This window comes from Hymenobacter endophyticus, assembly GCF_032464715.1.
Taxonomy (GTDB): Bacteria; Bacteroidota; Bacteroidia; order Cytophagales; family Hymenobacteraceae; genus Hymenobacter; species Hymenobacter endophyticus.
This window is the reverse complement of sequence record NZ_JAWDJT010000002.1, coordinates 547,395-565,999: the sequence shown is the minus strand read 5'-3', so window position 1 is coordinate 565,999 and position 18,605 is coordinate 547,395. Positions and strand designations below refer to the sequence as shown.

Annotated in this window: 16 protein-coding genes and 1 tRNA gene; 10 read left to right on the top strand and 7 right to left on the bottom strand. The window is 61.1% G+C overall.

The genetic code is table 11. The annotated features are described in order from the left end of the window. Nucleotides 1–32: 32 nt before the first annotated feature. A complete protein-coding gene (locus ROI90_RS04785) occupies nt 33–488 on the bottom strand; it encodes a DinB family protein (protein WP_315997192.1) in 456 nt (151 codons plus the stop codon). A gap of 142 nt (nt 489–630) precedes the next feature. On the opposite strand from ROI90_RS04785, the gene ROI90_RS04780 reads away from it, so the two are divergent. The 7 genes from ROI90_RS04780 to ROI90_RS04750 all read left to right on the top strand — a co-directional run bounded on the left by ROI90_RS04780 (nt 631) and on the right by ROI90_RS04750 (nt 7,926). Then, on the top strand, nt 631–2,073 hold the full coding sequence (locus ROI90_RS04780; protein WP_315997191.1) for an aldehyde dehydrogenase family protein: 1,443 nt from the start codon (nt 631–633) through the stop codon (nt 2,071–2,073). A gap of 290 nt (nt 2,074–2,363) precedes the next feature. Continuing rightward, nucleotides 2,364–4,406: an FAD-dependent oxidoreductase gene (locus ROI90_RS04775; RefSeq protein WP_315997190.1), complete on the top strand. Its 2,043-nt coding sequence runs from the start codon at nt 2,364–2,366 to the stop codon at nt 4,404–4,406. A 66-nt stretch (nt 4,407–4,472) separates the two neighbouring features. Then, on the top strand, nt 4,473–4,880 hold the full coding sequence (locus ROI90_RS04770; RefSeq protein ID WP_315997189.1) for a hypothetical protein: 408 nt from the start codon (nt 4,473–4,475) through the stop codon (nt 4,878–4,880). Between the two features lie 98 nt (nt 4,881–4,978). Beyond that, nucleotides 4,979–5,491, top strand: coding sequence for a hypothetical protein (locus ROI90_RS04765; RefSeq protein WP_315997188.1), 513 nt, complete (start codon nt 4,979–4,981; stop codon nt 5,489–5,491). Nucleotides 5,492–5,553: 62 nt separating this feature from the next. Beyond that, nucleotides 5,554–6,669: a DUF3616 domain-containing protein gene (locus ROI90_RS04760; RefSeq protein WP_315997187.1), complete on the top strand. Its 1,116-nt coding sequence runs from the start codon at nt 5,554–5,556 to the stop codon at nt 6,667–6,669. A 54-nt stretch (nt 6,670–6,723) separates the two neighbouring features. Continuing rightward, the gene (locus tag ROI90_RS04755; RefSeq protein ID WP_315997186.1) at nt 6,724–7,242 is read left to right on the top strand and encodes an acyl-CoA thioesterase; all 519 of its coding nucleotides are present in this window, start codon (nt 6,724–6,726) and stop codon (nt 7,240–7,242) included. 126 nt (nt 7,243–7,368) lie between these two features. After that, nucleotides 7,369–7,926, top strand: a complete 558-nt coding sequence (locus ROI90_RS04750) for a type 1 glutamine amidotransferase domain-containing protein (RefSeq protein ID WP_315997185.1) — start codon at nt 7,369–7,371, stop codon at nt 7,924–7,926. Between the two features lie 96 nt (nt 7,927–8,022). Here the strand turns inward: ROI90_RS04750 and ROI90_RS04745 are convergent, their stop codons facing one another. Together ROI90_RS04745 and ROI90_RS04740 are read right to left on the bottom strand one after the other, a co-directional pair. Beyond that, the gene (locus ROI90_RS04745) at nt 8,023–8,520 is read right to left on the bottom strand and encodes a DUF6992 family protein (RefSeq protein WP_315997184.1); all 498 of its coding nucleotides are present in this window, start codon (nt 8,518–8,520) and stop codon (nt 8,023–8,025) included. 81 nt (nt 8,521–8,601) lie between these two features. After that, nucleotides 8,602–9,300: a porin family protein gene (locus ROI90_RS04740; RefSeq protein WP_315997183.1), complete on the bottom strand. Its 699-nt coding sequence runs from the start codon at nt 9,298–9,300 to the stop codon at nt 8,602–8,604. Between the two features lie 207 nt (nt 9,301–9,507). On the opposite strand from ROI90_RS04740, the gene ROI90_RS04735 reads away from it, so the two are divergent. Both ROI90_RS04735 and ROI90_RS04730 read left to right on the top strand, forming a co-directional pair. Then, a tRNA-Val gene (locus ROI90_RS04735) sits at nt 9,508–9,585 on the top strand. A 95-nt stretch (nt 9,586–9,680) separates the two neighbouring features. Beyond that, complete coding sequence (locus ROI90_RS04730; protein ID WP_315997182.1) at nt 9,681–10,589, top strand: histone deacetylase family protein; 909 nt, start codon at nt 9,681–9,683, stop codon at nt 10,587–10,589. A 147-nt stretch (nt 10,590–10,736) separates the two neighbouring features. On the opposite strand, the gene ROI90_RS04725 is transcribed toward ROI90_RS04730, so the two are convergent. From ROI90_RS04725 to ROI90_RS04715, 3 genes are all read right to left on the bottom strand, one after another. After that, nucleotides 10,737–11,450, bottom strand: a complete 714-nt coding sequence (locus ROI90_RS04725; protein ID WP_315997181.1) for a methyltransferase domain-containing protein — start codon at nt 11,448–11,450, stop codon at nt 10,737–10,739. A 162-nt stretch (nt 11,451–11,612) separates the two neighbouring features. Further along, nucleotides 11,613–12,794, bottom strand: a complete 1,182-nt coding sequence (locus tag ROI90_RS04720; RefSeq protein ID WP_315997180.1) for a type III polyketide synthase — start codon at nt 12,792–12,794, stop codon at nt 11,613–11,615. Between the two features lie 144 nt (nt 12,795–12,938). Next, nucleotides 12,939–14,057 carry an NAD(P)/FAD-dependent oxidoreductase gene (locus ROI90_RS04715; RefSeq protein WP_315997179.1) on the bottom strand — a complete coding sequence of 373 codons (1,119 nt, stop codon included), beginning with the start codon at nt 14,055–14,057 and terminating at the stop codon, nt 12,939–12,941. 172 nt (nt 14,058–14,229) lie between these two features. On the opposite strand from ROI90_RS04715, the gene ROI90_RS04710 reads away from it, so the two are divergent. Beyond that, the gene (locus ROI90_RS04710) at nt 14,230–14,604 is read left to right on the top strand and encodes a T9SS type A sorting domain-containing protein (protein ID WP_315997178.1); all 375 of its coding nucleotides are present in this window, start codon (nt 14,230–14,232) and stop codon (nt 14,602–14,604) included. A 407-nt stretch (nt 14,605–15,011) separates the two neighbouring features. On the opposite strand, the gene ROI90_RS04705 is transcribed toward ROI90_RS04710, so the two are convergent. After that, nucleotides 15,012–18,590: a PAS domain S-box protein gene (locus ROI90_RS04705; protein ID WP_315997177.1), complete on the bottom strand. Its 3,579-nt coding sequence runs from the start codon at nt 18,588–18,590 to the stop codon at nt 15,012–15,014. Between the last annotated feature and the right edge of the window lie 15 nt (nt 18,591–18,605).

Below are 18,605 nucleotides of genomic sequence, written 5' to 3'. Positions count from 1 at the left end.
TAACGAGCTACCGCCCCAAAATAGTGCCCGCTCTAGCGCAGTGTCCGGGCCAGAAGCTGCTGCACATGGTGCTCCAGATGCACCGTGTAATCTTCCATCAGCCAGCGCAGTGTTACGGTGTAGCCACTTTCGTACGTGCACCGGAACGCGTGGGCCTCAGGCGGAACCCGCGCAATCAGCCGAATCAGTTGTTGGTTGTAAACCGTCCAGAGAGTTAGCAAATCAGCCAGCGGCGTATGCTGGTAATGGGCACAGCGCACCCAGGCATCTTGGTCGTAGGGCGTAATGAGCAGCGGCTCCGGCTGTGTGAGGGCCAGCACGAAGCGCCGGTGGTTGTTGGCGGCTGAGTCGATGAGGTGCCCCAGAATCTCGTGGCGCGACCATTTTCCCGGGGCCGAGGGCTCCAAAAGCTCCGCGCTGGAAAAAGTGGGCAACACTTCATTCAGTAGCTGGAGCAGCTCCTGCACCCGGTGACACACCTGTAGCATAGCAGAAGTTCAAAAAGGAGACGTTGGCAGTAAGGGAGGTAATTGCCAAACAAGTGGACAAAGATGGTGGTATGCGGTTGGAACTCGGCAGCCGTGTGGTACTTTTTATCCGGTTTTCTTCCCCCTGTTCAGCTTGTTACCCATGTCCGATACCCTGGTTTCTGCCCCTTCCTCCACTCAGGCCCCCGTTGCGGAGCTGTTCCGCCACCAGCAGGGCCGGGCCGAAGCCCTGCGCCAGCAACCCGTGGAAAGCCGCGCCGCCCGCCTGCGCAAGCTCAGCGCCTGGATTGCCGACAACCGCGCCGCCATTCAGCAGGCCCTGTACGCCGACTTTCGCAAGCCCACCGCCGAAACGGACGTGACCGAAATCTGGTCTTCGCAAACGGAGCTCAAGCATACGTTGCGCCACCTCAAGCAATGGGCTGCCCCGCGCAAAGTAGGCACGCCCCTGGCTTTGGTGGGTACGCGCGGCTGGGTGCAGGTCGAGCCCAAGGGCGTCTGCCTCATTATTGCGCCCTGGAACTACCCGTTTTATCTGGCTATCGACCCGCTGATTTCGGCGTTGGCGGCTGGCAACTGCGTCATCATCAAACCCTCCGAGATGACGCCCACGGTGGCCGGCCTGCTCAGCCGCATGTGCCAGGAGGTGTTCGACCCCGCCGAGGTAACGGTGGTGGAAGGCGACAAGGAGGTAGCTACCCAGTTGCTGGCTTTGCCCTTCGACCACATTTTCTTTACGGGCAGCCCTCAGGTGGGTAAAGTGGTGATGCGCGCCGCCGCCGAGCACCTCACCAGCGTAACCCTGGAGCTGGGCGGCAAAAGCCCCGTTGTGGTAGACGACAGCGCCGACCTGCGCGACGCGGCCGAGAAGATTGTGTGGGGCAAGGGCATCAACGCCGGCCAAACCTGCGTGGCCCCCGATTATGTGCTGGTGCAGGAACAGGTGCGCGACCAGCTGGTGGAGGAAATCCGCCAGGTTATCGGGCGGTTTTACGCTCCTGGCGGGCAGCCGGTAGCGGACTCAACCTCGTTTGCGCGCATCGTGAACGACGGCCATTTTGCCCGCCTGGCTGGCCTGCTGGCTGAGGCTCGGGAAAAGGGAGCCACCGTGGCCGTGGGTGGCGCCACGGACGCCGAAGCGCGTTTCCTGGAGCCTACCGTGCTGGTAGATGTGCCCCTGGAAAGCCGGCTGATGCAGGAGGAAATCTTCGGGCCGCTGCTGCCCATTCGCACGTTCCGCACGCTCATGCAGGCCGTGGACGAGGTGAACTCCCGGCCCCGGCCTCTGGCACTCTACGTCTTCACCCAAAGCCAGGAAAACCAGCAGTACCTGTTGCAGCACATTCCGGCCGGCGGGGCCTGCGTCAACGAAACCATCCTGCACCTGGGCCACCCCGATTTGCCCTTCGGTGGCTTCGGCAACAGCGGCCTGGGCCGGGCCCACGGCCACGCGGGCTTCCTGGCGTTCAGCAACGAAAAATCGGTGCTGAAACAGCGCGTGGGCCGCACCGCCCTCAAGCCCATCTACCCGCCCTACACGCCCCAGGTGAAGAAGATGATCAACTGGCTGGTGAAATGGCTGTAAATGGTGAGTTTGTGAAGTGGTGAGTTTGTGCGGCATTCAGCTATCCTGAGTGCATAATGACGATTTTCTTACACAGAATTACATCGTCATTATGCACATCATGCGCTGGACAAAAAGTGCTGCGGCTGCGCTTATAGATGACGACCAGACGCTAAACGCACAAATTCACCACTTCACAAATTCGCCATTTCGTATGCAAGCCGAATACTTTCGGGAAAAATGCCGAACTTTTAGAGCCCGGTTTCCCGCCGGGGCTGCCCGCCAGTCTGCCGTTCTATTTCCCGCCCGCTATGCAGTTCACTGCCGCCCAATGCGCCACCCTGCGCGCCCTCGCCGACACGTTCATCCCAGGCCTGCCCCCGCTCCCCGATGCCGCTGACGCGGCGTACTGGGCCCGGCGCGGTTCCGAGGGCGTAAACCTGGACAAGCTGGCGGCGGCCATTGCCGCGCAGCCGGCCGGGGCGCAGCGGGAGTTCCGGCAGCTGCTGCACCTGCTCGAAACGCCGGTGCTGGGGCTGGCCTGGTTTGGCCCGCTGCGGCCGTTTGCGCGCCTGGAGCCCGGGCAGCGCGAAAAGCTGCTGCAAAGCTGGGCGGCTTCGCCGCTGCCCCAGCTGCGCAAGGGGTTTCAGGCCCTGCGCAAGCTGTGCATGTTTCTGTACTACGGCGGCTCCACGCCCGGGCAGGGCCGGTTTGTGTGGGAGCACATCGGCTACCCCGGCCCCCAGGCCACCGATGAGCCGGTAGCAACCGAAAAACCTCTGCACGTGCTGCGCCCCACCCAGGATGTGCGCTACGACTGCGACGTGCTGGTAATTGGCAGCGGGGCGGGTGGCGGCGTGGTAGCCGGGGAGCTGGCGGCGGCCGGCCACAATGTGCTGGTGCTGGAAAAAGGCCCTTACTTCCACGGCCCCGATTTCACCCAGAGTGAGGTGGATATGCTGGGCGCTTTGTATGATGCCCGCGGTACCCTCACCACCCAGGATGGCAGCATTGGCCTGCTGGCCGGCTCTTGCTTAGGCGGGGGCACCACCGTGAACTGGGCCGGCTCCTTTCGCACCCCCGAGTATGTGCTGGAAGAATGGGCCGGGGAGCATCAGGTACCGCACTTTATGGCGGCCTCGTTCCGGGCCAGTCTGGATGCGGTGAGCACCCGGCTGGGCGTGAACACCGACTACCCCCGCCACAACGGTCAGAACCAGGCGTTGCTGGAAGGCTCCCGGCGGCTGGGGCAGGAGGTCAAGCTGATTCCGCGCAATGAGCGCCACCCCGCCGACTCCGAACAGCACTTCCGGGGCATGGGGTACAGCTGCTTCGGTGACCGATACGGCGTGAAGCAGGGCACGCTCAACACCTATCTGCAAACGGCTTTTGAGCATGGGGCCCGCATTCTGTGCGATACGCAGGTGGAGCGCGTGACCATCGCGCAGGGCCAGGCCACCGGGGCCGAAGCCGTGTACACCGGCCCCGATGGCCGCCGGGTGCGGGTAACGGTGCGGGCCCGGCGGGTGGTGGTGGCGGGCGGAGCCGTGCAGACGCCGGCCCTGCTGCTGCGCAGCGGGCTGCGGCACCCGCACCTGGGCCAGCACCTGCATCTGCACCCCACGGTAGTGGTTTCGGGCCTGTACCGGCAGCCGATTGAGCCCTGGCACGGACCCATGATGTCGGTGGTGAATGATGCGTTTACCCGGCTGGATGGCTCCAACTTCGGCGTGAAGCTGGAAACTCCCCCCGCTCACCCCGGCCTGATGAGCATGGTGCTGCCCTGGCGCTCGGGGCGGCAGCACAAGGAGCTGATGCGCCAGGCCGCGCACATGGGCTCCTTTATTGTGCTCACCCGCGACCGGGACGGGGGCCGCGTAACCACTGACCGCCAGGGTGACCCCATCATCCATTACACCCTCAGCGACTTTGACCGCCGCCACCTGCTGCGGGGCGTAGCCGCCGCCGCCGATGTGCATGTGGCCGCCGGAGCGCATACTGTGTTGCTGCCCCACGGCTCCTTACCCATCGTGCGGGCCGAAAACGGCCAGGTGCTGAACCCGGAAGTGCTCAACAGCCTGCCCCATCTCAGCTGGAAAGCCAACCAGTTTGGGCTGTACAGCGCCCACCAGATGAGCACCTGCCGCATGGGCGGCCACGCGGCCACGCACCCAACCAGCCCCACCGGCGAGCTGTACGAGGTGCGCAACCTGTTCGTGGCGGATGCCTCCGCGTTTCCGGCTTGCAGCGGCGTGAACCCGATGCTTACGATTATGGCCCTGGCCCACCACACGGCCCAGTATCTGAAAAGCAGTATGCTGACTGGGGCCAGAGCCGTGGCGGCGGTAAACTAAGCGCCGGCCTGCACCCGTTGGCCGGGTTTTCGCGTAGGGGAGGGCACACCGCTTTCCTCTACGCCCATGTACACCTCCCGCTTTCCCCTGGCCCTGTTGCTGGCCGCCAGTCTGCTGGCCGGCTGCGCCCGCCGTAACAAGGCCAACATTCCGGTGGCCGCAACGCCGGCCCCGGCCCCCGTGGTGGCCCCCACCGCCGCCCGCGACCTGACCGACGTGCTAACGGAAGAGCTAAACCTCACCACCGAGCAGCGCACCAAAGTGCGGGCCGTATTCACGAGTACTACCGAACAGGCCAACGCCGCCAAGCAGCGCCTGGGCAGCAACCGGCCGGCGCTGCTGGCGGAACTCAAGCGCATCAACGCCTCCTCCGAGCAGGAGCTGAAAACCATCCTGACGCCCACGCAGTACCAGCAGCTCAAAACCAAGCAGCGCCAGGTACAGGCCCAGATGCAGGCGCGCCGCGCCCAGTAGCGCAACCCCAGGCAACCCTTTCAGCACAAGCACCATCTGCCCCGACAAGGCCCGCCGAAAGACGGCGGGCCGAGTTGGCCTTTTTATTTCGGACGCAGATGAAAACCAGTGTACTTGCCCTGCTGATGGGCCTGCCTGCCGTGGGCTGGGCGCAGTCGGCCACCTCCCCGGCCGCGTTGGCCCAGCGCATCAACCAGCTCATGCGCGACCCTGAGGAGCCGGATACGGAAGTGCGGGTGGCGTTTTCCGACTGCCACTTCACCCAGACCATCCGCAAATACCGCCCCCAGCCGGCCAACAGCGCCACCACGGTGCAGGTAAGCCACCGGAAAAACGGCGGCGAGTGGGCCGTGCGCTCGGATGAGAAAGTGGAGTTTGAGCTGAAGCTGGGCTCCGACTGGCAGCAGATAACGGAGCTGACCTACGCGCCCGCCCACCGCGAGAAAACCGGGGGGCTGTACTACCAGCTTAAACTCAAGCGGGAGCGGAAGGAAAAGGGTAGCTCCAACACCACCAACTTCGAGCTGCCTCTGTACACCACCAATGAGGCCACGGTGCAAACCCTGGTGCGCCAGCTAAACCAGCTGCGGCGCAACTGCGGCGGGCAGTAGCCCCAACTTTTTGCGGGGTGCTGCGTTGCGGGCTACACTAACTTTTACCTGCATATCCCGCCATGCGTACCCAACCCTATACCCTCCGCTTCAACCCCAAGCTTAGCCTGAACGAAGCGGGCAAGCACGTGCGCGACGGCCTTTCCACCGTGCTGCGCACTGGCGACAACCTGTGGCTCAGCTGCGACGAGCGGACGTCCATTGAGCGGCTGCGCCTTACGGGTACCCACGAGTTCGGGGAGCATTGCCGCTACCAGCTGGCCGATTTGCTGGACCTGACCAACGAGGCCGCCGACGTGGAAATTGACATTGAGGGCCTGGGCGAAAGTGACCATTACCTCTGGATTATCGGTTCCCACAGCCTCAAGCGCAAACAGCCCAAACCCGATGATGCCGACGTAGCCAAGCAGATTGCCCGGCTGGCCAAGGTGGAGGAGGAGCCCAGCCGCTACCTGCTGGCGCGGGTGCCTCTGCTGCTCAACCCCACCACCGGCGACTATGAGCTGCACAAGGAAGCGCCCCACCCCACGCAGGTGGGCCAGGTGCTGCGGGCCGCCCAGCTTCGCGCCTCCGATACCACCAATGACCTGCTGGACCTGCTGGCCCAGGATGTGCACCTGAAGCTGTTTATGCAGATTCCGGGCAAAGACAACGGATTCGATATTGAGGGCTTGGCCGTAGCGCCCGATGGGCGGCTGTTCATTGGCCTGCGCGGGCCGGTGCTGCGGGGGTGGGCCGTGGTGCTGGAGGTGCTGCCCCGCGAAGACAAGCACGGCCGCCTGCGGCTGGCGGAGCTGGAAGGCGCTACCGAGAAGTTCTACAAAAAGCACTTCCTTGACCTGGGCGGCATGGGCCTGCGCGAGCTGCGCCAGCAGGGCCCCGACCTGCTGCTGCTGGCCGGCCCCACCATGGACCTGGATGGCACCATTGCCGTGTACCGTTGGCCCGATGCGCTCCGTTGCCCCCAGGACAGCCTCATCGGCCCCGATACGCTGCAACGGCTGTTTGATGTGCCCCACGGCAGCGGCCCCACCGCCGGCCAGGACAAGGCCGAAGGCATGGCCCTGCTCGATGCGGAGCACGTGCTGCTGGTGTTCGACAGCCCCACCGATGCCCGCAAGCCCGCCCCCCACCAGGTAACGGCCGATGCCGTGAAGCTGCCGCCTTCGCAACCATAGCGCTACCTTGGCGGTTGACGTTTTTTCTTTTCGCCCGACCTTTCTGCCACACCTATGGCTGCTCCTTTGTTAAGAACTCCTGAAACGCTGCACCGCATCCGGTTTCAGGAATGTGATATGCTGGGCCACCTCAACAACGCCCGCTACCTCGATTATTTTCTGAATGCCCGCGAAGAGCACGCCCTCCAGCACTACGCCTTCAACATCGGGGCTTTGTCGCGGGAGGCTGGGGCCACCTGGGTGATTACCAAGCACCAGCTGGCGTATCTGCGGCCGGCCAACCACGGCGAGCAGGTGCGCATTCGTACCCAGATCATCCACTTCGATAACTCCAACCTGGTAGTGGAGATGCTGATGCTGAGCGAGGACGGCCTGCGCCTGAAGGCGCTGCTGTGGTCGGAAATGGCGTTTGTGAAAGTGCCCGGCGGCACCCGCACCGAGCACTCCGATGCCCTGATGGATTTGTTGGAACAGCTGGACGTGGAGGAAGTGGACTACGACCCCGATGGCTTCGATGAGCGGGTGAAGCGCCTGCGCAAGGAGATGAAGCGGGAACGGCACGAACAGGACTAGCGCGGCCGGAATGCCAAAATTCTGCGCCAACCGCCCTGCCCAAACCCCGTTAGAGAAGAACCGGAAGCGCCCCTGGCCTTCCGGTTTTTTTATTCCCGACCCGCTACATCCTAATTCCCTGAACACATGAGTATTTTTGGCAGCAACGACCTGAAAGGCAAGAAAATAGCTATTGTAGCCACCGACGGCTTCGAGCAGTCGGAGCTGGAGAAACCCAAGAAGTACCTGGAAGACGAGGGCGCCGAAACCCACGTAATTTCCCTGAAAAGCGGCTCCATCAAGGGCTGGGACGAGAAAGACTGGGGCGACAAAGTAGACGTGGACAAGGTAATCGGCGACGTGAAAGTGGCCGACTACGACGCCTTGGTACTGCCCGGCGGCCAGATGAACCCCGACGTGCTGCGCACCAAGCCCGAGGTAGTAAGCTTCGTGAGTGAGTTTGCGCGCTCGGGTAAGCCCGTGGCCGCCATCTGCCACGGCCCCTGGGTACTTATTGAAGCCGGTGCCGTAAGCGGCAAGCAGGTAACCAGCTGGCCCAGCCTGCAAACTGACGTGAAAAACGCCGGGGGCCGCTGGATCGACGAAACCGTGGTAGTGGATGGCAACATCATCACCAGCCGCAACCCCCAGGATATTCCCAACTTCAACGAGAAGATTAAGGAAGCCTTAGTAGGCAAAAAATAAGTCCTGAGCTGCTCCCGTGGGCAGCCCCTGGCAAAGCGGCCCCACCGACCTTGGTTGTCGGTGGGGCCGCTTTTTGCGTTCCGGCCGGTATGTTGGTCAGGTGCCCAGGGCCAGCAGCCGGGCCGCGTACTGGTGATACACGGCGTAAAAGGATAGGTCGAAAACCAGCAGGAAGCCACCTTGCAGCAGTACCGAGCGGCCGTAGCCTTCCATCCGCTCGGGGCGGGCAGCCGTAGCGGCCCGGCCCCGCAGCCACTGCCCGATGCCCACGTACCCCACGTCCAGGGCCGCGTTCAGCAACAGCACGTTTTCAAAGTGGGTTTGGGCGGCCAGGCTTTCCGGGAGGGTGAGGCCGGCTACCTGCTGAGGGTGGGCGCTGAGGATGCCCCACACGGCCAGCAGGGCATTCACCACGTTCCAGGCCACGTTCATCAGATGGAAATGGTGCGCTACCGTCCGCGTATCGGTGCGGGCTACGTGGTAGCCGCTCACTACCAGGTTCAGCAGCGCCCAGGCTCCCAGCACGCCCATGCCCCGCTCGGCCAGCAGCTCACGGGCGTGGTTGATGAGGGGCAGGTCGGCGGGAGTCAGCATAAATAATAGGAGCAAGAATGTGGGCACACAAAAAAAGGAAGCCCCGGGAGGCTTCCTTCTTTGTAACCCACAAACAGCTGCTTAGTTGGATATGCCCAACCCCAGGTACACCTGGAACATGCCGTTTTTGATGTTGCTGATGGTCGTCTGGCCCGTCCGCGACAGGTTCTGGTCCTTAATAATATCGGCGAAGCCGGCGGTGTAGCGGCCGCCCAAGCGGGCCGGACCGATACGCGCCTCCAAGCCAGCGGCCAGTCCGTAGTCGAGGCTGCTGTAGCTGTACCCGTACACGTTGTTTTCGTCGGCAATCTTGCGCTCCGTGCCTCCTTCCTTCACTTTCGTGAGCAAGGAAACCTGCGGGCCCACGTGCACGCTCACGTTATCGAGGAAGTTGTACACGAGCAGTACGGGCACCTGCACGTAATCGAGGCGGGTGGTATAGGTGCCGCTGGGAGCCGTGGAGGCCGGGCTGTCGCCCTTGAAGCCCTGGCGGCTATACAGCACTTCCGGCTGCACCGAGAATTTCTCCGTAACGCCAAACTGCGCGTATGCGCCGGCGTGGAAGGTGTTGTAAATGGCTTCGTTACCGAAATTCTTCTTATCGTCGCCGCGGAAGTTGGAGGCCGTAAAGCCGCCTTTGATGCCGAAACCGTTGTTGCGGGAGTCGGAGGTGCCGGGCGAGTAGTCGGTGGACGAGCGGACGCCGCTGGGGCCGTTGGTTTGGGCCATAGCCGTAGCGCTGAGCGCGCACCCGGCCAACAGGAGTGCAAAGTGTTTCATAAGGGTGGAAACGGTGGTTCGGGAGGAGAGAAAGTCAGTGCCAACCAACAAACCCGGCAGCATCTGTAAGGCGCTATACTTACCCGCGCTCAGAAGGTTACAGGCGCTTCCGGGTAAAAGCCAAAATTTTGTGAGGCCGGCAGCGCGCTTATCAATCCCGAAAAAGTATCTTTGGCCCTTTACGGCCGCCGCCAGCCGGTTTTGTGCGGGGTGTTAGCTCAGTTGGTTCAGAGCACTACCTCGACAAGGTAGGGGTCATCGGTTCGAGCCCGATACGCCCCACCAGCAAAACCACCCGAATCCGAAGATAACCGCCCCCACGGCGGTTATTTTTGTGTGGGGCCGGCCGCCGCCCTCGGGCTTGCGTAGGTGTGTGCCGTATGCTCTCCATTGCCTGGGCCTCCCTGTATGCCCACCCGCTGCCCGACAACCACCGCTTCCCCATGCTCAAGTATGAGTTGCTGCCCGAGCAGCTGCTCCGGGAAGGTATAGTGCCGGAAAGCGCCTTTTTTACCCCGGTTTCGCCCCCGGCTGAGGACGTGCTGCGCGTGCACGAGGCCGACTACTACCGCCGCCTGCACACCGGGCAACTAACTAGGCAGGAGGAGCGGGCCACGGGTTTCCCGTGGAGTCCGGAGCTGATTGCGCGCGAAACCACCATCCTGGGCGGCACGCTGGAGTGCGCCCGCCGGGCTTTGCAGGGCGGGGTGGCCCTGAACATTGCGGGCGGCACCCACCACGCTTTCCGGGACCGGGGCGAGGGGTTTTGTCTGCTGAACGACCAGGCCGCGGCGGCGGCCTACCTGCTGGCCCACCCCGCGCTGGGCGTGCGCCGGGTGCTGATTGTGGACCTGGATGTGCACCAAGGCAACGGTACGGCCAGCATTTTTGCCCAGGAGCCGCGCGTGTTCACCTTTAGCATGCACGGGGCCCGCAACTACCCCCACCGCAAGGAGTACTCCGACCTAGACCTGGCACTGCCCGACGGCACCGACGATGCCGCCTACTTGGCCTTACTGCGAACTACCCTGCCCCGCCTGCTCGAGGAGCACCAGCCCGACTTTGTATTTTACCTAAGTGGCGTGGATGTACTGGCTACCGATAAGCTGGGCCACCTGAGCCTGAGCCCTGAGGGCTGCCGCCAGCGCGACGCTTACGTGCTGGGCCTGTGCCACCAGCACGGGCTGCCGGTAGTGGTGTGCATGGGTGGTGGCTACTCCCCCCGCATTGCCGATATCGTGAATGCTCACGCCGCCACCTTCCGTGTAGCCGCCGACCTGTGGCTTTGAAGGTGAAGGGGTAGGGAGCGGTTTGTACTTTGGCTACGCTACGGCTCAGCATGACGTTCTTTTGCTTGCTGTGCACACAGTTTAGGTAAAGTCCGCACAGGCTTTAAGCTACTGCCCGCACAACGCACAGGATGGCTGGCCGACAAACTAACTGAGTGGCCGAATCACCACCTGCCAGCGGAACGCCCAGCGCCAGCGCAGTTCGTAGCGCGTGATGCCGGCTACTGCTAATAGCTGCTGCCAGTCAGTGCGGGTGAAGGCGCGAGCAACGGACAGAGGCGCATCGTGGCGTACAAGGCGGGAGCCGCCCAGCAGCCGCGTAAGGGCCTGTATGCTGTAGTAGGCTAGCGGGTGGCGGTGCAAATCGTTGATGATAACGGCCAGACCGGCCTGCCGCTGCCACTGCGCCAGCATACGGGCTAGTTCCCCATCCGAGAAATGGTGGCAGAACAGGCTGGCTGTCATGATATCAAATGGCTGCTGTTGAAATTCCGGCGAGAAAATATCGGCCTGCACAAACCGGATTTCGGGATAGTTCTGGCATTTCTGGCGGGCGTATTCCAGCATGAAAGCGTTGGCATCAACTCCCGTCAGCTCCACGGCAACGCCCTGCTGCCGCGCCCAGCGCGCAATCTGGCGCAGGGTGTCGCCGCCGCCGCTGCCCAGGTCGGCAATGCGCAGGGGGCGGCTTGGCGGGAACTGGAGCCGCAACCGTTGCAGGGCGTTCAGAACCGGCGCGTAGCCTCCCAGCCAGGTGTTAATGGTTTCCAGCTCATCCAGGTTTTGCCGGAGTTCATCCGAGGCCAACGTCAGATCATCCATCAGCTCCAGCTGGGTGGCACGCCGGCTAAAATCGGGCATGGGGCGAGTGTGAAAGATGTGAAGGATGAGGAAACCGGGGCGGCTATTTTAAGCCCGTCGGGCATTACGCTCGGAGGAAGGATGTTAGCTGTAATGATAACCCCGCTAGTGCATCGGTGTGCTGTTAGAAGATCATGCGTTTACACTCAATGCCTGCCAAACTCAGGATGATGGTACCGCTACATCTTTTACCTTTTCTACACTCACTATACCATCCACATTCTTCGCGTTTACCTCATAGGCCACCGTAAGCAGCATGGCTTCCAATGTAAGGCCTGGTCCAAAAGCAAAGCTGAGCACTGGCTCCCCAGCGTCGGCGGGCGTGAGGGTACGCATCAACTCCCGCAGTACATACAGCACCGTAGCCGACGACATATTGCCATACTCGCGCAACACGTGGTAGGCAAAGCGGTTGTCGTGGGCGGTAAGGCCCAGCGCCTGCTCAATGGCCTCCAGAATTTTGCGCCCGCCGGGGTGGATGGCGAACGAGCGGATATCCGCAAGCTGCACTGGCAAATCCTGCAGCAGTTGGCGAGTAAGCTGCCCGATACCCTGCTGAATCATGCGGGGCACGTACGAGGACAGCGTCATTTCAAACCCGAAGTCATTGATGTGCCAGGCCATATCGGTGTGGCCTTCGGGCTCCAAACCGCAATGAAATCCTGCCAGAGCCAAGCTGGGCCCCGTGGTAGCGGGCTGGCTCTGCACCAGCACGGCCGCCGCGCCATCCCCAAACAGGGCGTTAGATACTAAGTGGTCATCCTCGTGGCTTTTCTGGAAATGCAGGGTGCAGAGCTCAGTGCAGACTACCAGTACCCGCGCCCCAGGTGTGGAACGGCAAAAGGCATCGGCCAGCTTGAGGGCATTCACGGCCGCGTAGCACCCCATAAAGTTCACGCAGGTACGCTGCACGTTGCCTGGCAAGCCCAGCGCCGCCACCAGCTCAATATCGAGGCCCGGCGCGTACATGCCCGTGCAGCTCACCGTAATCAGGTGGGTAATGGAGGCTATTTCTACTTCGGGAAGCTGCGCCAAACAGTTCTTCACGGCCTGCACCGACAGGGGCAACGCGTGCTGGCGGTACTGGGTCATGCGCTGGCCTACTCCCGGAAATGGCTCCAGGCCGGGGGTATTTGGGAAAAACTCAAACTCACCGGGAGGCCGCCCATAATCCGGCAACACCGTGTAACGCTGCCCAATGCCCGATACCCGATATAGTGCCCGCAGCTTGCGCGTGCCGGCCTCGTCCAGCTCCAGGGCGCTGGCCATAAAATCGGCAATTTGCAATTGAGGAATACGGTGGGGCGGATTGGCGGTGCCAATGGCACACAGGTAGCTACTCATCAGGGGCAGTTTACGTAAAAAAGCACGGGGCAGGGTTACAGGTTTTCGGGTTGGGCAAAAAAGGGCCAAAGTGCGGCGACAAGCGCATGGAAAGTACGTTCAGCCCGCCTTCGCCTCAAGCTGGAGCTCAACTGCCTGTTAGGTCTAAAACGGGTTGCCATGCGTGCGCTTAATTAGCTGGCGCACGGCTCCGGGCCACAGGCGCAACCCGTTCACTACCAGCTCACTCAATAAAGGCTGGCCAAACAAGTGCTGCACGGCCCGGCCGGTTTGCAGGCGGCCGGCAAAATGTTGCTGCCAGTCAGCGGAATAGGCGGTTTCCAGCTGGGGGCGAGTTACCTGGCCCTGCAAAAAAGTGTGGGTGCGGGCTGCGGCCAGGCTGGCCCCGTGCATGGCCATGGCCATACCGTTGCCGCAGAGAGGCGTAATCAGGCCGGCCGCGTCCCCGCACAGCAGCACGTGGTCTTCCACGCAGGATTTGGGGGCAAAGGATATTTCGTTGATGACTTCGGGCTGGGGATACAGCACTTCGGCGTGCTCCAGTATGTGCCGCAGCCGGGGGTTACGGGCCAGTACCTGCTGCTCCAATTGGGCAATGGTGCCGTGGGCTTTTAGATTACGACGGGTAGTGAGGTAGCAGAGGCAGTACTTATCTTCCTCAATAGCCGAAATGCCCGCGTAGCCATCCGCGAAGTTGTGCAGGGCAATCAGATGGCGGGGCATGCTGGGGTAGCGCACGTGGTATTTTACGCCGATGTAAGGGGAGCGGCGCGAGAAAAACGGGCGGTTAAACTGCCGGTCCAGGGCGCTGCGCTTGCCGTAGGCTCCCAGCACCACCCGCGCCGCCAGCTGCCGCCCATCGGCCAGCGTGAGGTGATGCTGATTGCTAGCCGCGTCAAACGCTACCGTGGCAACCGTGGCATTCTGCCACACTGTTACGCCCGCCTCCACGGCCCGCCCACACAGAAATTCATCCAGCAGGTAGCGGCTCACCCCAAAGCCGCCCAGCGTCAGTGGGGCCCGCAGCGTGCGCCCGGCCGGGGAGCTTACCTGCAACTCCCGGATATCGGCGGGCTGCAGCACTGCCGGGTCGGCCTGAAGCCGCCGCAGGTAGGGTACTACTTCGTTGGATATGTACTCACCGCACACCCGATGAAACGGATAGTGCTGCCGCTCTACCAGCGTAACGGCGTAGCCCCGCTGCCGCAAATCCAGGGCCGCGCACAATCCGCCCAATCCGCCTCCAATAATGACAACGTCCAACTTATTTTACCGGCTAAAATGGTGAGACAGAAGATAAAATGCGTTGTTTCATCGAAGATGAATTATATTCCGCTGGTCAACTCAATTACCAGTGTATTTTTGCAAACCTAAATCATGGCCTGCCGTTAGCACATATTCCGTTCGGGCAGATTTTTTCCTCCTTGTTTATTCTATGATGCAACGCTTACGCATTTTTTCTTTATTGCTGTTACTCGTTACCGGCTTGCACGGCAGCCCCCGGTTAGCTACTGCGCAGGTGGCCGTGGCTCGTCCGGTAGGCAAGCCAGCCGGCGAGGAACGGGCTTTATTGGTGTACCCCAACCCCAGTACGGGCATTGTGCATGTAGCCATTAATGGCTTTGAGGGGCGCCGGATTGAATTGAGTGTGCTAAACGTAATCGGGACGGTAATGTACCGCGAAACCATGTCGGAACTCAACGACCGATATACGCGCACATTGGACCTGAGCAAATTCGCTAACGGGTTGTATTACGTAAAACTGGAGTCTGAAAACTCCAGTGAGATGCGCAAACTGGTTATCCGTTAGTTAGTACCTGAATTATACGTAAAAAGAGCAATCCGCAAGGGTTGCTCTTTTTTTTATGAGCCTACTTCGTTGCCTATTGAAAAAAGCGCCTGAACCGTTGCTGGTTCAGGCGCTGAAATTTCGAGGAGGAGCAACAATTAGCGGCTGTTGCGGGCCCGAACGGGAATTGGCTTGAGCGTGGCATTGAGGTTGCGCACTGAATCAATTACCAACAAGGCAGTTGCTAAAGCAATTCCGGAAAAGATGAGCAGTGTCATACGAAAGGAAATAAAAAATGAAAAGCGGTGTGCCTGCAACCCTAACGTGCCGAAGGCTGAAAACCGTATGTACTGAGTAAACCGCCAGAGCCCCACCGAAGTTGCAGTATAATTATGTTGTTTCGGCTGAGGTTGGAAAACGTGCCGGCTTTAGGCTGCTGGAAACTCAACCCGAAGCTGCCGGATAGCCTCTTCTATCAACTGCCGAACTTGCTCTACCTGTTGAGTCAGGACTGCCCAGTCGGCGGTGGCGGGGGCGTAGGCAGCGGCCTCCATTTCGCGCAGGACCGGGCGTAGCGCCTGCACCTGCAAGCCATCAATGGAGCTTTTAAGGTGGTGGGCCGCCGCCCCTAAAGGCTCCAATTCCCGCTGAGCCAAATGCTGCTCCATTTCGGCAACCACTGGTGGCGTTGTACTGATGAATAAATTGACCAGACGCCGGACAAACGCATCGTCGTTGTTGGTCATGTGCCGCAGGGAAGTCAAATCGTAAAGCTGAGCAGTGCTACTAACGGGCGAGGCCGGGGTAGATGGAGCCGGTTCAGGGGTGGGCGCTGGGTTTGTGCGTACTAGGTCAGCAATGGCGCGTAGCAGCTCCTCCTGGCGGAAGGGCTTGGACACGTACCCATCTAGGCCAGCTTGGCGGTAACGTTCGGCCTCACCCTGCATGGCGTGGGCCGTAAGGGCTATAACGGGCGTGGCCGCCCGCTGGGCGTCCGGGTGCTCACGTAGCAGGTGCGTGGTAGCCACCCCATCCATGCCGGGCATCTGAATATCCATCAGTACTACGTCATACTTATGCTGGCGAAATAAGGTAAGGGCTTCCTGACCCGAGGAGGCGGTATCTACCTCCAGGCCGGCTCCTTTCAGCATTACCTGTACCAGCAGCTGGTTTACGGGGTTGTCTTCGGTAAGCAGTACTCGCCGCCCCTGCAGCTGGTGGTAGGTGGGCACCGGTGCGGCGTGCAAACTAGGCGCCAGCGCCGAGGCCAGCGTGAGCGTAAAGCGGAAGGTACTGCCGTGGTGCAGGCGGCTCTCGGCCGTGAGCTTGCCGCCCAGCAGCTCTACCAACTCCCGTGAAATGCTCAGGCCCAGGCCCGAGCCCCCGTACTCGCGGGCCGTGCTGGCCGAAGCCTGCATGAAGGGCTCAAACAACTGCTGCAGCTGCCCACTGGAAATTCCTATGCCGGTGTCCATTACCGAAAACTGGTATTTGCGGCTGGTTTCAGTGGTGGCTACTTGGCGGCACACCAGCAGCACTTGGCCCTTATCGGTGAATTTAATAGCGTTGCTCAACAAGTTCAGCAGTACCTGGCGCAGGCGGTACGGGTCACCCAGTACCCAAATAGGCTCAGTTTCGGGGGGGAGCTGCAGGCGCAGGCTGATGCCCTTTTCGGTAGCCTTGGGTATGAGGGCCTGGCAGCTGGCCTTCAGCACTTCCTGCAGCTCAAAGGGAACCGCCTCCAGCCGCACGCGCCCGGCCCCCAGCTGGGCCATGTCCAGAATATCGTTGATTACCACCAGCAGGTTATCAGCCGAGTAGCGGATATGGTGCAAATACTGCTGTTGCTCCTCAGAGAGAGGGGTTTTAGCCAGGAGTTCGGCCAGCCCCATGATGCCATTCATGGGCGTCCGGATTTCGTGGCTCATGTTGGTCAGGAAGGTTTGGCGGGCCTGGGCATTCTGCTCAGCTACCTCCTTGGCCTGCTGCAGAGCCTGCTCGGTTTGTTTGAGCTCAGTAATATCGTTGTCAACGCCCAATACCTGCACGGTTCCATCGGCCAGAATAAACGGGCGCTTCACCGTCCGGAACCAGCGCAGCCGGTGCTGGGCATCCGTGAAGGTATCTTCTAGGTCTATTTCCTGCCGTGTCTGCAGCACCTCTTCATCCTTGAGGTTGTGGCGCTCCAAATCCGGAAAATGCTCCAACAGCTCACTCACCGGAGTTTGCAGCAGCGCCTCATTAGACAGGTTGTAGAGCTGGGCCGTGGCCTGGTTGGCCAAAATGTAATTACCCGCCGCATCCTTTAAGTAGATGAGGTTGGGCACGGTGTTAATTACCTGCCGGAACAGGCGGTTTTGCTCGGCCAAACGGCGGTTGGCGGACCGGCGCTGCTCATCGGCAATTTTCCAGCGGGTAATATCCTCCGCCGAGCCCACTATTTGCGTAACCCGGCCCTGCTCGTCGCGGGCAAAGGGGGTGTTGCTCACGCGCAGCCACCGGCTGGAGCCATTGCGGTGATAAACGCAGTACTCCAGATGGAGAACTTCCCCTTCTTGGCAGCGCGTTACATCCTCGAAATGACGAACCAGCCGCTGCGCTTCCTGCTCCGAGGTCAGAGTGGATATCATACCACTGCCCATGTGCTGCAATTCCTGCTCCGTGTAGCCCAGCATGGTTTCCACAAAGCGGTTGCAGTACACATTCGACTGGGTAGCCACGTCGAAGATGTAAATCAGGTTAGGCGTCGTGTCGGTTACACGTTCCACAAACAGCCGGCTTTTACGCAGCTGCTCATCCGTTTCGCGCCGCTCGGTTACATCCGTGGCGGAACCCACCAGCTGCCGTACCTGGCCATCGGCTTGCCGGGTAAAGCTGGTGCTTTTCAGGCTGAGCCACCGCCACGAGCCGTTGCGGTGCCGGAACCGGTATTCTGAACTCAGTACCTCCCCATCACGCATGAGTAAGCGCCGGGTGCTCTTCTCCTTGGAAAGCAATACGTCTTCAGGGTGAACCAGCTCGGTGGCCATGCTTCTGCCCATTGAAACCACCTCCTCGGAGGTGTAGCCTAAAATACTCTCAATCTGTTTATTGCAGTATTGTAAGCTGTCCGAAATCAGATCATAAATGAAAACAATGTTCGGTACGGTTTCATTGATGCGAGCCGTAAAGAGCTGGTTTTGCAGCAGCTCCGCCTCCGCGCGGCGCCGCTCCGTAATGGTGGTCAGGTACAGGTTTGCTTCGGCTTCGGCTGGCAGCGGGGCCACCGTCCAAAGGTAAAACTCCGCGCCTAATGGTTGTTCTATCGTGCGGGGGGTACCGGTTTGCAGGGCACAGGTAATTTCCTGCTGTATCCGGCTGCGGCAGGCGGCTTCGGTGGGGTCGGCCAGCTGCGCCAGCACCGGGGCTGCCGCCGGGTTAGCGTACAATGCCTCCGCCTGCCGGTTGAAGCGAATGATGGGCTGGGGGCACTGCTCTGCCAGCTGGCTGAACTCCTGCACCCGGCGCAAGGCCTGTTGCTGCTGGGTTACGTCCTCATAGCTCCAGATGTGCAGTACGGTAAGGTCGTTCTGCACCACGGGCAGGTAATCTTGCTGCACCAGCCGGCCGTCGCGCAGTGCCACCAGCACCCCGCTGCTACGTTGCTGGTCCTCTACCAGCTGCTTGTTCTGCTCCCGTATCCCATCTGATTCCATTACCGACCCGTACCCATCCTGCAGAATGTGCTGGATAGGCTGGCCCATATAGGCGCTGGGCGTTTTGGGCAGATTAAACAGGTCACACATGCGCTGGTTGATCAGCGTAATGATATGGTCCTGGTTTTCGGCCAGAATAGCCGTTGACATGGTGTGGAGCAAGGTGCTGGCTTGCGCGGCCGATGCCTGGGCCCGGGCGCGCAGCTCTGCCAGCTGCCCTTCGGCTTCGGTACAAGCAGCTTGCGCCTGCTGCCACATCCGCTGGGCATGGCGCATCTGCCGCTGCCAGTGGCGCTCAGAACTAGAACTCATCCCCTGACTATATAA

Coding starts and splice junctions, on each gene's coding strand:
- ROI90_RS04785 (WP_315997192.1), bottom strand. CDS start 488: ATGCTACAGGTGTGTCACCGGGTGCAGGAGCTGCTCCAGCTACTGAAT.
- ROI90_RS04780 (WP_315997191.1), top strand. CDS start 631: ATGTCCGATACCCTGGTTTCTGCCCCTTCCTCCACTCAGGCCCCCGTT.
- ROI90_RS04775 (WP_315997190.1), top strand. CDS start 2,364: ATGCAGTTCACTGCCGCCCAATGCGCCACCCTGCGCGCCCTCGCCGAC.
- ROI90_RS04770 (WP_315997189.1), top strand. CDS start 4,473: ATGTACACCTCCCGCTTTCCCCTGGCCCTGTTGCTGGCCGCCAGTCTG.
- ROI90_RS04765 (WP_315997188.1), top strand. CDS start 4,979: ATGAAAACCAGTGTACTTGCCCTGCTGATGGGCCTGCCTGCCGTGGGC.
- ROI90_RS04760 (WP_315997187.1), top strand. CDS start 5,554: ATGCGTACCCAACCCTATACCCTCCGCTTCAACCCCAAGCTTAGCCTG.
- ROI90_RS04755 (WP_315997186.1), top strand. CDS start 6,724: ATGGCTGCTCCTTTGTTAAGAACTCCTGAAACGCTGCACCGCATCCGG.
- ROI90_RS04750 (WP_315997185.1), top strand. CDS start 7,369: ATGAGTATTTTTGGCAGCAACGACCTGAAAGGCAAGAAAATAGCTATT.
- ROI90_RS04745 (WP_315997184.1), bottom strand. CDS start 8,520: ATGCTGACTCCCGCCGACCTGCCCCTCATCAACCACGCCCGTGAGCTG.
- ROI90_RS04740 (WP_315997183.1), bottom strand. CDS start 9,300: ATGAAACACTTTGCACTCCTGTTGGCCGGGTGCGCGCTCAGCGCTACG.
- ROI90_RS04730 (WP_315997182.1), top strand. CDS start 9,681: ATGCTCTCCATTGCCTGGGCCTCCCTGTATGCCCACCCGCTGCCCGAC.
- ROI90_RS04725 (WP_315997181.1), bottom strand. CDS start 11,450: ATGCCCGATTTTAGCCGGCGTGCCACCCAGCTGGAGCTGATGGATGAT.
- ROI90_RS04720 (WP_315997180.1), bottom strand. CDS start 12,794: ATGAGTAGCTACCTGTGTGCCATTGGCACCGCCAATCCGCCCCACCGT.
- ROI90_RS04710 (WP_315997178.1), top strand. CDS start 14,230: ATGATGCAACGCTTACGCATTTTTTCTTTATTGCTGTTACTCGTTACC.
- ROI90_RS04705 (WP_315997177.1), bottom strand. CDS start 18,590: ATGAGTTCTAGTTCTGAGCGCCACTGGCAGCGGCAGATGCGCCATGCC.